The 15,832-nt window shown below is 39.2% G+C and carries 18 protein-coding genes; 12 read left to right on the top strand and 6 right to left on the bottom strand.

Annotation, left to right across the window (positions count from 1 at the left end):
- Positions 1–185: 185 nt before the first annotated feature.
- On the top strand, positions 186–1,676 hold the full coding sequence (gene nhaC / locus ACOQOA_RS04740; protein ID WP_420547500.1) for a Na+/H+ antiporter NhaC: 1,491 nt from the start codon (positions 186–188) through the stop codon (positions 1,674–1,676).
- Positions 1,677–1,738: 62 nt separating this feature from the next.
- On the opposite strand, the gene ACOQOA_RS04735 is transcribed toward nhaC, so the two are convergent.
- Positions 1,739–2,728 (bottom strand): GlxA family transcriptional regulator, encoded by a 990-nt coding sequence (locus tag ACOQOA_RS04735; protein ID WP_420547499.1) that lies wholly within the window; start codon positions 2,726–2,728, stop codon positions 1,739–1,741.
- Positions 2,729–2,959: 231 nt separating this feature from the next.
- Between ACOQOA_RS04735 and ACOQOA_RS04730 the strand changes: the two genes are divergently transcribed.
- The 4 genes from ACOQOA_RS04730 (at position 2,960) to ACOQOA_RS04715 (ending at position 5,688) form a co-directional block, all read left to right on the top strand.
- Complete coding sequence (locus ACOQOA_RS04730) at positions 2,960–3,940, top strand: GlxA family transcriptional regulator (RefSeq protein WP_420547498.1); 981 nt, start codon at positions 2,960–2,962, stop codon at positions 3,938–3,940.
- A 141-nt stretch (positions 3,941–4,081) separates the two neighbouring features.
- Positions 4,082–4,471, top strand: a complete 390-nt coding sequence (locus tag ACOQOA_RS04725; protein ID WP_420547497.1) for a hypothetical protein — start codon at positions 4,082–4,084, stop codon at positions 4,469–4,471.
- A 242-nt stretch (positions 4,472–4,713) separates the two neighbouring features.
- Positions 4,714–5,166, top strand: coding sequence for a MarR family winged helix-turn-helix transcriptional regulator (locus ACOQOA_RS04720; protein WP_420547496.1), 453 nt, complete (start codon positions 4,714–4,716; stop codon positions 5,164–5,166).
- Positions 5,167–5,262: 96 nt separating this feature from the next.
- Positions 5,263–5,688, top strand: coding sequence for an organic hydroperoxide resistance protein (locus tag ACOQOA_RS04715; protein WP_420547495.1), 426 nt, complete (start codon positions 5,263–5,265; stop codon positions 5,686–5,688).
- A gap of 62 nt (positions 5,689–5,750) precedes the next feature.
- On the opposite strand, the gene ACOQOA_RS04710 is transcribed toward ACOQOA_RS04715, so the two are convergent.
- A complete protein-coding gene (locus tag ACOQOA_RS04710; protein ID WP_420547494.1) occupies positions 5,751–6,398 on the bottom strand; it encodes a class I SAM-dependent methyltransferase in 648 nt (215 codons plus the stop codon).
- 135 nt (positions 6,399–6,533) lie between these two features.
- Between ACOQOA_RS04710 and ACOQOA_RS04705 the strand changes: the two genes are divergently transcribed.
- The 3 genes from ACOQOA_RS04705 (at position 6,534) to ACOQOA_RS04695 (ending at position 9,176) form a co-directional block, all read left to right on the top strand.
- On the top strand, positions 6,534–7,427 hold the full coding sequence (locus ACOQOA_RS04705; protein WP_420547493.1) for a LysR family transcriptional regulator: 894 nt from the start codon (positions 6,534–6,536) through the stop codon (positions 7,425–7,427).
- Between the two features lie 105 nt (positions 7,428–7,532).
- Positions 7,533–8,693: a winged helix-turn-helix domain-containing protein gene (locus ACOQOA_RS04700; protein ID WP_420547492.1), complete on the top strand. Its 1,161-nt coding sequence runs from the start codon at positions 7,533–7,535 to the stop codon at positions 8,691–8,693.
- Between the two features lie 18 nt (positions 8,694–8,711).
- Positions 8,712–9,176, top strand: a complete 465-nt coding sequence (locus ACOQOA_RS04695) for a GNAT family N-acetyltransferase (RefSeq protein ID WP_420547491.1) — start codon at positions 8,712–8,714, stop codon at positions 9,174–9,176.
- Between the two features lie 9 nt (positions 9,177–9,185).
- On the opposite strand, the gene ACOQOA_RS04690 is transcribed toward ACOQOA_RS04695, so the two are convergent.
- Positions 9,186–9,620 carry a glyoxalase superfamily protein gene (locus ACOQOA_RS04690; RefSeq protein ID WP_420547490.1) on the bottom strand — a complete coding sequence of 145 codons (435 nt, stop codon included), beginning with the start codon at positions 9,618–9,620 and terminating at the stop codon, positions 9,186–9,188.
- Positions 9,621–9,907: 287 nt separating this feature from the next.
- Here ACOQOA_RS04690 and ACOQOA_RS04685 point away from each other — a divergent pair, with 287 nt between their 5' ends.
- Positions 9,908–10,672, top strand: a complete 765-nt coding sequence (locus ACOQOA_RS04685; protein WP_420547489.1) for a substrate-binding periplasmic protein — start codon at positions 9,908–9,910, stop codon at positions 10,670–10,672.
- A 50-nt stretch (positions 10,673–10,722) separates the two neighbouring features.
- On the opposite strand, the gene tmpT is transcribed toward ACOQOA_RS04685, so the two are convergent.
- Positions 10,723–11,355 carry a thiopurine S-methyltransferase gene (gene tmpT, locus ACOQOA_RS04680; RefSeq protein WP_420547488.1) on the bottom strand — a complete coding sequence of 211 codons (633 nt, stop codon included), beginning with the start codon at positions 11,353–11,355 and terminating at the stop codon, positions 10,723–10,725.
- 81 nt (positions 11,356–11,436) lie between these two features.
- Here tmpT and ACOQOA_RS04675 point away from each other — a divergent pair, with 81 nt between their 5' ends.
- Positions 11,437–11,853: a helix-turn-helix domain-containing protein gene (locus ACOQOA_RS04675; RefSeq protein ID WP_420547487.1), complete on the top strand. Its 417-nt coding sequence runs from the start codon at positions 11,437–11,439 to the stop codon at positions 11,851–11,853.
- Positions 11,854–11,883: 30 nt separating this feature from the next.
- Here ACOQOA_RS04675 and ACOQOA_RS04670 read toward each other — a convergent pair whose 3' ends face one another.
- Positions 11,884–12,879 (bottom strand): quinone oxidoreductase family protein, encoded by a 996-nt coding sequence (locus ACOQOA_RS04670; protein WP_420547486.1) that lies wholly within the window; start codon positions 12,877–12,879, stop codon positions 11,884–11,886.
- Positions 12,880–12,976: 97 nt separating this feature from the next.
- Between ACOQOA_RS04670 and ACOQOA_RS04665 the strand changes: the two genes are divergently transcribed.
- The gene (locus tag ACOQOA_RS04665; RefSeq protein WP_420547485.1) at positions 12,977–13,810 is read left to right on the top strand and encodes a LysR family transcriptional regulator; all 834 of its coding nucleotides are present in this window, start codon (positions 12,977–12,979) and stop codon (positions 13,808–13,810) included.
- A gap of 191 nt (positions 13,811–14,001) precedes the next feature.
- Positions 14,002–14,544 (top strand): phage tail protein, encoded by a 543-nt coding sequence (locus tag ACOQOA_RS04660; RefSeq protein WP_420547484.1) that lies wholly within the window; start codon positions 14,002–14,004, stop codon positions 14,542–14,544.
- 35 nt (positions 14,545–14,579) lie between these two features.
- Here ACOQOA_RS04660 and ACOQOA_RS04655 read toward each other — a convergent pair whose 3' ends face one another.
- On the bottom strand, positions 14,580–15,797 hold the full coding sequence (locus ACOQOA_RS04655; protein WP_420547483.1) for a PLP-dependent aminotransferase family protein: 1,218 nt from the start codon (positions 15,795–15,797) through the stop codon (positions 14,580–14,582).
- Positions 15,798–15,832 lie beyond the last annotated feature (35 nt).

Here is a 15,832-nt window from a genome sequence, read left to right as displayed (position 1 = left end):
GGCAAAATTTGTTTTTTGTCTAAGTTGAATATAATTGTGCGTAAAAATTCCATTATAACGTCGCATAAATTCTATAAAAACTCTCTCGTTTCTGACAGTTTCCGCTCCCAGATTTCAAAATTGCTCTGCAATTGAATGGAATGAACATTCAGAATGTTCTGAATTAGCTGACATAGGGAGATAGCATGTCAAACGTTGAGCATTACTCAAAAGGGACTGTTGTAGAAGGAGTGCGACAACCATTGTTGGGATTAGCATTGGTTCCAATTATTTTAACTTTAGCTGTATTAGGTATCCAACTTTTTTACTTTGGAGACTTTACGCCGCATATTCCATTAGCCATTGGCATTGCTATTACCGCGATTGTAGGATTAAGCATTGGCCATAAATGGTCTCGCACAGAAGAAGGTATATTCCGGGTTATTAATGTATCTTTACCATCTGTTTCCATTTTAATTACAGTTGGGATTATTATTGGGGTATGGATTGCAAGTGGTACTGTTCCAACTCTAATCTATTATGGTCTAATAATTCTTTCTCCTGAAATTTTTCTGGCTGCGGGTATGCTACTATGCTCCATCGTGTCAGTATCATTAGGTACATCTTGGGGAACCGTAGGTACCGTTGGTCTTGCCTTGATGGGTATTGGTGCTGGCTTTGATATTCCGGTTTATTGGACGGCGGGTGCTGTTGTTTCCGGGGCTTTTTTTGGCGATAAAATCTCACCGTTATCAGATACAACAAATCTTGCACCAGCTGTAACTGGCACAAAGTTATTCGATCATATACGTAATATGTTACCAACAACTATCCCGGCAATGTTGATTGCGTTGATCATTTATACTGTTGTCGGTTTTACATTAATCGAAACAGATCAAGTTTCTTTTGAACGTATTGAAAGTATTACGTCTGCACTTCAAGAGAATTTTGTGATCTCTCCGTTGATGCTGTTACCTGCAGCGCTTGTTATTTTGCTTGCTGTTACGAAGCAGCCTCCTATTCCATCCTTGTTTGCCGGTGCTGTTGCAGGCGGGATACTTGCTATGGTGGTGCAAGGAGCGGGAATTCATGATGTCTTCTCTTTTGCGAATGGTGGATACAAAATTGATACGGGTGTATCAGAGATTGATAGTTTGCTGAATCGCGGCGGTATTCAGTCAATGATGTGGACAATTTCGCTTGTATTGCTTGCTCTTGGATTTGGTGGTGCATTGGAAAGAACAAGGTGCCTTCAAACTATCATTGCCGCGATTATTTCACGTGTTAAGAGTTTCGCAGGTATTCAAGCGTCAGCCACAGCTGCCTCCGTTGCAACAAACTTGGTGGCTGGTGATCCGTATTTATCAATCGCATTGCCTGGTCGGATGTTTGCACCCGTATATAGAGGAATGGGATATTCAACATTGAACTTGTCTCGTGCAATTGAAGAGGGAGGCACATTGGTTTCACCACTTATCCCTTGGAATGCTGGAGGTGCATTTGTTGTCAGCGCGTTAGCGTTAGGTGTTGGCGACGGTAATTTTGAGAACCTTCTCTATATTCCTTTGGCCTTTGCATGTTGGTTATCCCCGGTCTTCGGTATTCTATATGCAGTGACAGGTATTTTCTCACCTAAAGCTTCGGATATGGAAAAGGCTGAATGGGTAGAAAATAACGAAGAGATAACAAAACTATAATTTGTGAATGAAACAAATATTGCATTTGGTGCCGCCAATTTTTAAAAATTGGCGGCATTATTTTATATGCTTTCGTTACGATATTGATCTGGTGTCATCCCGTTTTTGGTTCTAAAGACCCGTATGAAATGTGATGCATCACAAAAACCAGTCTGGATAGCGATTTCGGAAATAGAATTATGAGTGGTTAACATTAGATGTTTGGCCGTCTCAATGCGGATTGTTTTTTCGGCTTGGGCAGGTGTCATATTTAAGGATTGTTGGAATTTTCTTTCTAGTTTTCTGCGGCTAATCTGTAAGCGCTTGGAAATATTGCTGATAGTGACACGGCTTTCCATATTTTGCTGCATTAAGAGTAAAGCGTGTTTGACAGTATCGTCTGAAGTTTCAAGTGTTAAAGGGATGCCGGGCTGAGGCTTGCTTCCAGATTTTGCCTCATCAATAATCATAATATGTAAGCTTTTTCTTGCTTCATTGACACCCACATGTTTATCGACAAGATAGGCGGCCAGATGTGCCGCGCTGATACCGCCCGAACAAGTAAGGCGATCCCCATCTACGATAAAAATTTGATCGGTTATAATTTCTAGATCATCAAATTCTTCCAAAAAATCATCTCTATGTAACCATCCTACACAACATTTTCTACCGCTCATAAGGCCAGCCCTGTGAAGTATAAAGCCACCTGTGCACACGCCAATAAGCGGGACGCCAGCTTTTACTGTCTGATGAAGAAAATCTACATATCTACGATCTAGGTTGTTTTTTTCACCAAGCAATCCACCGACGACTGCGATGTAATCGAACCTAGCCGGATCACCCAATGTTTCATCGGGTTTAACAGGAATGCCTGCACTTGATGTAATTAAATCCATAGAGGTGGAAATGACTTTCCAATGACAAAGAATTGGTTGGCTACCATCGCTATCATCTGCTGATAAACGCAGTACATCGATGAAATTTGAAAATGCATTTAGTGTGAATTGATTGGCAAGGATGAAGCCGACGGAAAGCCTCGCTTTGGTGTTTTGCTTGTCATAAGTGGATTTCATCTGGGTAACTTTCAAGGCCAGTTTAATAGCGATTTTGACGCAATCATACCATGCAAATTGCGCGTTTGTAACATATTTATTTTCGTTACATAGCTAATATTTCCGAAAGAATTAGCAGGATGAAGTTCTCTACATTCCGTTCGCAAGTAACAATCTGGGCATTATTATTATGCCAAGAATAAATAAAAAAGATAACGGATTAGACACAATATAGAAGGGAGATCTATAGTTATGTCTTCAATATTTAAAGAAGTTGGTGTGCATACACCAGATCACATCACCATAGTTTTAGTTCCAGATTTTTGTATCACTTCCTTTAGTGTTTTTGTTGAATCTATGCGTTTTGCTAACCAAGAAGCCGGCGAAACTCTTTATAAATGGGATGTTGTTAGCACGAATGAGGAACCAGTAAGAGCTTCAAATGGTCTTTTAATTCAAGCAGATATGTCTGTGGGCGATGTCGAAAGTCCGTCAAATATTGTAGTTTGTTCTGGAATGGACGCATATCTATATAAAAATGATATTCTATTTAGTTCGCTGCGCCGTTGGGAACGTAATGGTGCGCATATGGGAGCACTAGGTACTGGTTCTTATTTACTTGCCCATGCAGGATTACTTGCAGGATATAGTTGTACGATACACTGGACAGACTTGGATAGTTTCTACGAAAAATTCCCCAATATTAATGTTGAAACCAATTTATTCACGTTTGATCGAAAGAGATTCACATGTGGGGGAGGGACCGCAGCGCTTGATATGATGTTGAAGGAAATTGAACAACGTCATGGTTCTGATCTTGCCGACCTTGTTTCTAAGCATTTCATGCATGAACGTATGATGGAAGGTGGTGAATCACTACGCCTTCCATTGCATACGCGTTTGAGAAGAAGTCATCCAAAGGTTATTAAGGCGGTGCAGGAAATGGAGAAAAATATTGAGGAAGTGCTAGAACGTCCCGAAATTGCCACGCGTGTCGGTCTTAGTATGCGGCAGCTGGAACGGTTGTTTCAAAAATATCTGGGAACAACACCTGTTCGATATTATTTAAATCTTCGACTTGGTAAGGCCAAAAGTTTACTTACCCAGACTTCCTTGTCGATTACTGAGATTGCTTTTGCTTGCGGCTTCAACTCGGGATCTCATTTTTCAAAATGTTATCAGGATAAATATGGAAAACTGCCGACTAGAGAGAGACTGGATCTTGTCGGGTGAAGTTAACTTTTTACTTAAATGTTGAAAAAGTTATTGAAAAACAATGTTTTGAGTGCCTTCCCTGAAGATGTTTTTCTAACTACTTGATAAAGTTTGATTTATAAAGTAGTTGAAAATTATAAATTCTAATAGGGGGATCTCATGAAAACCATTTTGGTTAAACTTTCAGTTTTTTGCACTTTATTATTCGCGGTTACAGCATGTCAGACTGCTTCTTTTCTTAAAGATGAACCGCTTACACTTAATTTTAATGCAGCTCAACATTTTGAAGAATTTCTGGAGAGAAAAGATACTAGTTTGTTCTTTGTAGACGATTATGGTGCTTATAGCGTTTATTATTATTGTCGTGAAACAAGATGTACAGCTACTCTTAAAAACACGGCCGCATATGAATGTCAACGCGATGCAGGTTCAGAGTGTGGGTTGCTTGCAACGAAACACAGTATTCAATGGAAGAATACAGGGAATTTTATGCCATATAAATCAGAGATAGTTTACCAAACATATGGCAGCTACTTTTATGATGAATAATTTTATTTCATACATTTAAACTGCTTGTAGAACACGTGTAGCCCGCTGAATTTTATAAAGCGGGCTTTTTTATCTGAATAACATAAATATTCTACTTAACCACAATTGTGATTCTAGAGCGTTGATTTAACTAGGTTGCGATTGCAATAGGTTAGCAGTTCATCTTTCTTTTTATTTCCCAATCACATATGGTTAATAAATTGGGTGTCGATAGCTAGAATATGAAAAGGCTCAAACAGAATATGAAAGACAGCGATAAGATTCTTTTAGATAACCAACTTTGTTTTGCCTTATATTCCACATCATTGGCGATGACGCAGCTTTATAAAGAACATCTGGATAAATTGGGTTTAACATATACTCAATACACAATCTTACTCATCTTGTTTGAAAAAGATGGTATTACTCTTAAAGAAATTGCTGATAAATTAGGGCAGAAATCTGGCTCTCTCACACCTGTTATTAAGCGAATGGAAGCGGAAGAGATTTTAATCCGTCAACGCGGTGTAGAAGACGATCGGCAACTCAACATCCTTTTAACCGAAAAGGGCCAGAAACTTCGCGAAGATATCTTAGTTATAAGTGAATGTGTTGCAGAATCATGCGGTATTTCTGTTGATAAATTAATTGATCTTCGCTCCCAACTTACAGAGCTTCGTGAAAACTTGAAGCAAAAAACGCTTGCGCAAAAATAGTTATTGCGATATCTAAATTGAACGGACGGCTATTTTTTTAATATAATAGTTATCGCGATAACTATTATTGGAGCTAAACTTAATAAGGATAAGATCATGAAAGCAATTTATACTACAACTGTGTCTTCTACGGGTGGGCGTGAAGGACAATCAAATTCGGAAGATGGACGTTTATCTGTAAACTTAAGTACACCAAAGGAACTTGGTGGAGATGGGGCTGATGGCACAAATCCAGAGCAATTATTCGGTGCAGGTTATTCTGCATGCTATATCGGCGCTTTGAAATTTGTGGCTGCGCAGCAGAAATTATCCTTACCAGCAGATGTGAAGGTAACTGCAACTGTTGGTATTGGCGAAAACCCTAAAGGAGTTGGTTTTGCAATCAAAGTCGATATGGAAGTTGCATTGAACGGTATGGAAACAGATGTTGCTGAAAAACTAATTGAAGACGCACATCAGGTTTGCCCATATTCAAATGCTACACGTGGGAATATTGAGTTGGTTACAAAACTAGTGAATTAATCCAGATTGATAGCTAATGAGAAAGCCTCTCTTAGAATATTTGAGAGGCTTTTTTTACTCATCTACGTGGCTTCAGGTTTTCTGGCAATAATGAAGATAGCTCTTTGTTTGCCATTTCCTGTTGGTTGCCAATCATATTCGATCTGAAAACCTGATTTTGTCATGGCCGACTTTAATTCATCACTGCCAAAGACTTTCACTAGAGGAAGTAAGCCAATAAATCTTCCTAGTGGACCAACCCATTCCAGCAATTTATGGAAAATAAAGAAATCTTTGATACATGCAGTGCTTGATACAAATATACCGCCCGGCTTCAACATTGCGTAAATCTGATCGATAACTTGATCTCTATTTTCAAGAAGATGCAAAATACTATGACCTAAGGCTGCATCGATAGACTGGTCAGCAATAGTTAATTCTTCGATAGAAGATTGTTGGAAATCGATATTGCTGATGTTTTGTTCATCCGCTTTTTGTTTGGCAATCTCTATCATTCTTTCAGAAATATCTGTTGCTAGAATCTGTTTGACGTCACTGGCAAGATAAAGAGCTGTCGAGCCTGTTCCACAACCAAATTCAAGAACTTTCATTTCTGGTCGTAAATATTCCTGTGTTTTACGTAACTTGTTCTTATAGATTTCTTCGTCTGGTACAGGGGAGGCCGCATATTTATCAGCAATACGGTTCCAGAATTTAGCGTTTTTTTCCATCAGAAATATTTTCCAAGATATAAGGTTTTAAGTGTTGGAAACAATATATTGATGCAAAAATGATATATAAATGATAAATTTTGCATTTCATGTATGCATTTATGCAATTATTTTATATCTAGGAAAGTGCAAATATTGGACTGGAAAGCCATAAATTTTGATTGGAATAAAGCTAAGGCTTTCTTAGTAGCTACTGAAGAGAAGTCCTTTTCTGCCGCAGCGAGTGCTTTAAATGTTACTCAGTCAACACTTGGACGGCAGATCGCTGCCTTGGAAGAAGAACTGGGCGTGGTGCTTTTTGAGCGTGTCGGGCGTGGGGTAGAAATCACACCTTCTGGATTGGATCTGGTTGAATATGTGAAAGATATGGCCGATGCGGCTAACAAGCTTTCTTTTGCGGCCAGTGGTAAATCCACAGATTTAAGTGGGCGCGTTGTCATAACCTGCAGCGAAGTTTTTTCCGCATTTATCATGCCGGGATTTATTGAAGACATAAGAAAAGAACAGCCGGGAATTATCATTGAGATTATTTCATCTAACGAGATAAAAGACTTGATGCGAAGAGAAGCAGATATTGCAATAAGAAATCGGCTGACAGATCAATTGGATTTAATTGCAAAAAAAGCCAAAACCACCAAGGCGTATTTATATGCGAGCAAAAAATTTATCGAAAGACACGGTCCTTTTAAAACTAAAGAGGCTCTAGGTGATATGCCGTTTATTGGTATGGTCGATAATTCTATATGGATGAAGGCATTAAACGAACACGGAATTGATGTTGATGAAGGGAACTTTCCTATAATCACGCAGAGCCATCTAGTGCATTGGAATATTATTAAACAAGGGATAGCTATTGGCGTTATGCCCGAAGTGGTTGTTAAAGATGATCATGATGTCCAAAAGGTGTGTGAAGATATACCTGGTTTTCCCATTGATACTTGGGTGATTTCCCACAGAGAGTTAAGAACAAACAAAAGAATTAGATTTGTTTTTGATCGGCTTGTCGAACATTTGGATGCTCTATTCTAAAGAATTTAAAAAATCTGTGTTGTGTAATATCTGATATAAGTTTACGTTATGTTCTTGTTGATTCATTTCGAATAAAACTCAATTCTAAATTTATGAGAGCGTATCGTGGCTGTGAAAATTGATAACCGTGTGATGAGACAGCTTTGGTTGGATGTGAATGGTTTACTGACATCTCAAAATGCCAAATTGGATATCATGGATATCATCAAAAAACTGGGATTTGTGCAGCTTGATACAATCCAGAATATCTCACGGGCTCATCACCATATCATCTGGAGCCGCCATTCGGATTACCGCGAATATATGCTGGATGATTTGATTGGTAAAGAAGAGGGGGTATTTGAACATTTTACCCATGATGCCTCAATTTTGCCGATGGAATTTTACCCTATGTGGCGACGTAATTTTGATCGGTTCAAGGTTAGGATTGAAAAGTCATCTTATCATAATCCACAAAATGTAAAGGATTGGAAAGATACGCTTATTGAACGTATTTCCGCTGAGGGATCGCTTTCAACAAAAGATTTTGAAAGTAAAATTACGGGAAAGAAAGAGGCTTGGGCACGTCCGCCACATAAGCGAGTATTGGATTATCTTTGGTATACGGGTGTGTTAACCACTTCTCATCGTGTAAAATTTACCAAATTCTATGATTTGGCAGAACGTATTATTCCAAAAGTACATATGGAAAACCTGTTATCGGAACGGGAACAAGTTGATTGGCTATGTGAGGCGGCCCTAAAAAGGTTAACTATTGCGACAGAGAAAGAGATTAAAGAATTTTGGGATGCCAAGGACATTAAAGAGGTCCATGACTGGATTGAACGAAATTCAGACAAACTTGTTCAGATCGAATGGGAAAGCGCCAATGGTACCTGGATGTCAGCCTATGCCTTTAAAGATATAGAAGAAAAAATAGCTCAACTTCCCGACGTTTCGCCAGAAATTCGTATTATTAATCCTTTTGATCCAGCAGTAAGAAATCGCACTCGTTTGGAAAATATTTTTGGATTTGAATATCGATTGGAAGTCTTTGTACCTGAAGCGAAAAGGAAATGGGGATATTATGTATACCCAATCCTGGAAGGTGATAATTTTATTGGTCGAATAGAAGCCAAAGCTGATCGTAAGAAGAAATGCTTGAATGTTAATAATTTCTGGCTAGAACCGGGACAGAAATTAAAGGTGAAGCAAAAAGAGAAATTGGAAACAGAACTCAACAATTTGGCAAAACTTGCTGAGTTAGAGAGTGTGAATTGGACATGAAATTAGGATTTTAGGGTAATGCAAATAATAAATTATTCATCCAGTTATGCGAAAGAAATTGCAGATCTATACCATGCTTCTGTTCATGCAATTGATCCTTCCATCTATACAGAAGATGAAAAAGAAGCTTGGGCTTCAACACCACCGGATTATATATCTTGGGAAAAAAGATTGGATGAAAAGAAACCATATCTTGGGATCATTGAAGGTCAAGTAGCGGGTTTCATTGAATTGGAAGATGATGGCCATATTAACTGCACTTATACCCATCCAGATTTTCAAGGGAAAGGTGTCGCCTCTGCCCTTTATAAACATATAGAAACAAAAGCTAATTCTACTGATCTTAAACGTTTATATGTTGAGGCGTCTCATATCGCAGTGCCATTCTTCAAATCAAAGGGCTTTTCCATCATTCAGAAAAATGAAATACCGCTTAAAGGGCAGATATTAATTAACTTCACGATGGAAAAGCATATTAGCTAAGCAATTAGCTTAAAGATAAAGAGCAAGTTGAGGTTCACCATTTGAAGTTTTTTCAAAGGTTGTTGCATGTTGACTTACACAACATGAAACTTGTTTCCTGAAATTTGAGAAGCTTTCAAAGCAAACAACATCGACAGCTTTATCAAAGACAATAGTGATATGGGTTCTATCAAGGTTCTCGGTAAGTCGAACCCCTTTAATCATACCCTTAAACTTTTGCCCTAGATAACTACCTTCGACTTTTTGTCCAATCGAAACAATGCTCATTTGTTTCTTCGCAATTGCGCTTAAAGCGTTCCAATCACGACAGCCATATTGATGGGCAAGTAATTCAAGTGACTTACTATGGCTAATCGGCTTTTCATTGATTTGGGATTCATCTCTCAACAATTTCGCTTTATATTTGAGATAGGTGAGAGGTGGTATAGATTTTGATCCATTCATAATATTTCTCTTACTAGAAAGGAGTATGTTTCAATGAATGGGGCTCGCATTACCAATCAACATACTCAATCAAATATGTTTAGATCTTCTATATTATAAGACTTCACCATAGCATTCGCTTGCGAGCGGCAGGTGTCTTTAACCTGTATGTTTAGTAATTCCAAATCTACTTCTTGTCAAATGGCCTGACAAATGGACCGATCTTTTAGGGGGAAGGTGTTGTTATGTTGAGAAAAAAATAGATTTATATTGGTATTAGTTAGTCCTAATTTAATGAGGATATAAATATGAATAAACAGATGAAGCAGGGGGGCGTGTTTCTATTAAGCTATTTGTTGGTTGTACTATTCTTGCGATTTGAGGCACAGGCTGACCAAAATTGCGGAGATGTACGGATAGGCTGGATTGATTGGCCCCCTTATCAATATAAGTCTTCCGATCATTCTGATCATTTTCCCGAAGGTATAGATATTGACATCAGCCAAGATGTTTTCACTGAATTAGGCTGTAATATTGTATTTGTGCATAAACCCTGGAAGCGATTATTCGTTGAGCTGGAAGCAGGGCAAATTCATGTTTTACCCGGCATTTCTTATACGGAAGAGCGCGCAGAGAAGTTCCTTTATTCAAGCGCCTATAGGACCGAAGAGCTTTCACTTTTTGTAAGGAAAGCTGATATACCGACATTCAATTTTGATAGCTTTGAAGAATTGTTTCAAACGGACTTTCGCTTGGGAATTCCCCGCAGCAGCTATTTGGGGCCTGAGTTAACTGAAATTCGTGAAGCCCAACAATATGAAAATCAAATATTCGAGCGTACCGGTGGCGAGTCGCTGGAAATGATTATCATGGGCCGGGTGGACGGTTTTTTGATTGATCATGAGACGGGTATTGCAAGAATGCAGGCGTCTGAGAAGTATCGAAATGCGATTGGGTATTACAATCGTATAAGATACTCCATAGGTGACATCCACTTCCTGCTAAATATGGATAAGTTCAAAGGCGACCTATTAAGTCGATTGAATGCAATTGTTGAAGCAAGAGTGCCTTAAGAGATGCATCGCGGATATATGCATGTTAGGTCCGCGAAGCTAACTCTAGGTTATTTTAGTAACCAGCAAATTTCTTGAACCGCTTTGAAATCTCTTATGCCTTCATCAAGCTGTGCTCGATCTATTTCTTTAATGGAATAATCATTTTCGTAATAGTTAGTTATAAAATCTTCCGGAATAGAAAATGGAGGACCAGCTAACTTTTCCTGATCATATTCAAAGGTCAGTAGAAGTTGTGGTGCAGTTGCGGTAATCTTGATAAGATGTTGGCTATAATCTTTGCGCATTTCCTCAGGTAAGGCAACGAGAGCTGCGCGATCATATATGGCATCAATCTGCCCTAATTCTTTGTCAGCAAGATCAAAGATATCTCCAACAAATACCTCTATGTTTTCTGCAGAAAACTTGATGAGTGATCCAATTTGTATTCGTTCTGCGGATAGTTGCAATTCGTCAAAGAGTTGTTCTACTGCGATCAAACTTAATTCGGCCCCAATCACGCGAAAGCCTTGTTTTAATAACCAGTGAATATCCAGTGTTTTTCCGCATAAGGGTACGAAAACACGATCTCCTTTGTAGAGATTCAGTAACCCAATATGAGATACTAGAAATCTATTTATTTCATCCTGATGGAAGGCAATTTGATTACTTTCCCATCTATCCTGCCAAAAATCTACATCCATTTTTAAAATCCTTATTTGCTTTAAAATGTAACTTTCAGTTATCATACAAGTTCAAGTTAACTTTAGGTCAATGAAGAAGTTATGTATAAATCAATTGATATAAGTGAAGTGTCGAAACAAGCAGGTATTCCGGCTTCAACGCTTCGATATTATGAGGAAAAAGGCTTGGTTCAATCTATTGGTAGACGTGGTATGAAGCGCCTTTTTGATACTTCTATATTAAACAAGTTAAATTTTATTGCTCTGGGGCAACGGGCTGGTTTTAGCCTCGATGAAATTGCGGATATGTTTACCCATCAAGGCATTTTGCAAATTGATCGTTCTCAATTGATGTCCAAAGCAGATGAGGTCGATAAGCAAATAAAGGAATTAAAAGCAGTACGTGATGGTTTGCGGCATGCCGCAAATTGTGATGCGCCAAGCCACCTTGAATGTCCTAAGTTTCAACGTTTAATGAAGGCTGCAGGTAAAGCGAATAAGCGGGAGAAAAGGGCTTAGGACCTATTCTCCCGCTTTTGAACTTTTATTTTACGATAGATTTAGAACCAGTTTCCCTTTTACTTCACCAGCTTCCAACATGCGATGCGCTTCTGCAACATCCTCTATTGGTAATGTCTGAATATTTGGACGTAATATACCATCTTTGAGTAACTGAAAGACGGTGGTCATATCTTTTTGGAACTCTTCAGGACAATTGAAGAAATAGGTATAGATATCAGAGACTCTGATAGCGATAGACTTATTGAAATATTGTGTTAAATCACTTTCAAATGTGCCTGTCGGTGGACCTGATAGGAAACCAAAAACAACCGCTGTTCCAAGAGGTGCTAACATCTCTAAATCGGATTTTATGCTATCACCTGCGACCGGGTTAAGAGTTAGATTTACACCTTTCCCTTTGGTAATTTCATTTACCCTTCCAGCGAGGTTTTCTGTCTTGTAATCAACTGCATGTGTTGCACCTTGTTGTTTTGCATAGTCGATTTTGTCTGTGCTAACGGAAGCGATGGTTTCTAGGCCCAAATATTTTGCAATATGTAAGATCATTGTTCCGACACCACCTGCAGCCGCGTGCACTAGAATTTTTTGTCCTTTCTTAACTTGCCCTAAATTCACCATCATATGCCACGCGGTTATCGCATTGACGGGTAGGGAGGCGGCTTGTTCAAAGGTTAAGTTCTTCGGAATTTTCGTGAGGTAATGCTTATCGATTATTGTGAACTTCCCATATCCACCAGCCCCAATAGGTCCCATCCATGCCACATGATCATCTTTAGTAACATTAGTTATGTTATCACCGATTGCTATCGCTTTGCCGGCGCCTTCCACACCTGGTACATGAGGGAGTGTAGGCATCATACTTTCCGGCATATCACCGCGCCGAATGATCGTATCAATAAAATTCACTGCTGTAGCATGGTTTTCAATGAGGACTTGGTCATTGTTAGGGACTGGTCGCTCGATAGATTTCTTTTGAATAACGTCAGGGTTGCCTGTTTTAGTGATCGTATAGGCGTATGCCATCTTTTTTCTCCTATGGTATTGGTTGATAGGAAAATGACAGAATTCAATTTATGTGATAATAGCTATTTTTATAATTAATTATTGCAAAAATAGAATAATGATTTTTAATGATCTTGCCCTTTTTATGACTGTTGCCCGATGCCAGAGCTTCTCCAAAGCGGCTGAAGAATTAAACATCACGCCGAGCCGTATGAGCCGTCGAATTGCAGATTTGGAACAGCAACTCGGAAATAAGTTATTTGAGCGAACAACTCGACAGGTTCGTCTTACAGAAGAGGGACGCTTGTTGCTGGACCGCTGTCAGGCACCTATTGAAGAACTAGAGGAACTGAGCGGCGGCCTTAACCTCACTCAAGCTCAAAACATTCGCATGACAGCTCCATCCTTGGCCGCAAGGGTGACTATTGCCCCAAAACTCCTTAAGTATATGGTCGCACATCCTTTGATTAAAATAGAGCTAATCTCATCTAACCAGTATCTGGATTTTGTTCGCGACAACATTGATCTAGCTTTTCGAATTGGCCCTCTAGCTGACGAAAACCTTATTGCAAAGAAACTTTGGCCTATATCTTTTAGTTTTTGTGCAAGTGATGATTTGATTCACGAATATGGGTTAACTTTGGAATTGGACCGTGAACAGTTTCTCGCCCTCCCAGCGATTGCCCATAGAAGCGGTTGGCGTATTTCAGGTGAAGGCATATTTCATCCACCGAGCACTGTTCATAGTTTTGATGATCTTGAGATGATACAAATGACCACATCAAAGGGACTAGGTGTTTCCTTGTTACCTGATGATATGGTTACCGGAAATCTAAAGAAACTATCTATTCGCCAGATGATACCTGAAACGCGTGAGATGTTTGTGGTGTATCCATCAAGAAGATTATTACCACAACGGATAAGAGATTTTATCGATTTTATTTCTAAATAATTTGTTCTTATTTTGTTCTTTACATTTAAGTAAATAAATGTATATTGATATCAGTTCAATGAGAATTGAACTTGAAAATTATCTCTTCTCTCATTCAAATTTTGACGCACCGATTAACTAAAATCGGTTTCCTGAATGATGTCAGAGTCTAGATAAATATATTGGAACATAACATAAACATGTGAGGTGATATGAGTACATCATGTACATTGAATGATATTGGTCAAATTATTGAAACGGCAATCGCTAAGGCAAGGATGCCTGTAGGTACTTTTTTCTATTTTACAGGAGAGGCTGCTCCTGAAGGTGCCTTAATTCTTGATGGATCCGAAATTGCTCGTGTCGATTATCCTGCTCTTTGGATACACGCTCAATCAAGTGGTATGCTTGTCGAGCAATCATCAAAGGATGCTGATGTCAATCTTATGAGTAAATTTGGAACCGGGAACGGTACGTCGACCTTTACTCTTGGTGACTTTAGAGGTGAATTTATTCGAAACCTTGATGTCGATCGCGGTGTTGATATGAACCGTGAACTTGGAAGCTTTCAACCAGATCAGTTTAAAAGTCATTCTCATCAGAATGGATTAAATGAATCTCGCGTGTCGGATAACGGTGGACATCCAGGGCCGGGACATAATGGTTTTGTAAATAATAACTACCCGGAAACATCTGTTGGCGGCGATGAAACTCGCCCACGCAACATAGCATTACTACCCTGTATATTATATTAATAAGAAGGCGACTAAATAGTCGCCTTTCTTTTTCTTTATATTTCTGAACGTATTAAATTGGCCAGTCGTTTCATGCCATCATGTATGACTTCAGGGGCACAGGTTGAGAAGGAGAGGCGCATGGTGTTTTCGCCACCACCATTGGCATGGAAAGCTGCGCCGGGGACAAAGGCAATTTTTTCGCTTTCCAAGGATTTTTCAAGAAGCTTACGTGCATTCATGCCTTCTGGCAGATTGAGCCAAACAAACATACCACCTTTAGGAACTGTAAAGTTTACGCTATTTGGCAGGTTTTGTGTAAGCGCCTCGACCATTGCTGTACGACGTTGGCCATATACATTACGTAATTTCTCTAGGTGAGTGTCCATAATTTCAGCAGCTAGTTCATATGCCAGAATCTGATTCACCGTAGATGTATGAAGGTCATTCGCTTGTTTCATTAAAACCAGTTTATCCAATAAAGCAGTTGGTGCGATTGACCATCCTACACGCAGGGCAGGCATCAATGTTTTTGAGGCCGTACCAAGTTGAATCACCAAGCCCTTTTCATTCCATTGATCTTTACCGAGGAACTCAGCTTCGATTTCTAATAAGGAAGCCGGAGGAGGGGCATCAAAATATAACTCTCGATAGGCAGTATCTTCAATGATAGCCACGTCATATTGATGTGCTAATTCGATGATTTTCTGACGACGGTCCAGAGGAATTGTCATGCCGCCCGGATTTTGGAAATCTGGAATGGTATATAGAAATTTGGCGCCTTGTTTAAAGGCATCCTCAACAGCATCTACAATCAAGCCATGTTCATCCGTTTCCACAGCAAAATATTCAGGACGTCGGCTGCCGAATACTTGCAAAGCCCCTAGATAGGTAGGGTTTGCAACTGCAATAGGCGTATCTGCATCAATCATAGCTGCGGCAAGAAGGCTTAAGGATTGTTGTGCACCATTAGTCACCAAGACGTTATTCTTAGTAAGGGAAAGCATGTCGGTAGAATTTTTCTCAGCAACCCAAAGACGTAAAGGTTCATAACCTTCAGTTTGGGAATATTGCATTAACTTTCGATCTTGGTTTGGTGCATCTGCCATACGTTCACGAAAAGCACGGACTTTATCCATTGGAAATAAGTCAGGATCCGGGATACCACCTGCAAAAGACAGGATTTGCGGATCAGCCAGAATTTTTAATAACTCACGAATTTCAGATGCATCAATTGATCCTGCATCTTTGGAAAACTTATCATCCCAAGACATGGTATATTCCTCTTATTAATATGTCAGGGATACTG

It is taken from the genome of Curvivirga sp. (assembly GCF_965219885.1).
Taxonomy (GTDB): domain Bacteria; phylum Pseudomonadota; class Alphaproteobacteria; order UBA8366; family Aestuariispiraceae; genus Curvivirga.
Note: the sequence above shows the minus strand (reverse complement) of the source record. Positions and strands in the feature narration are given on the sequence as shown.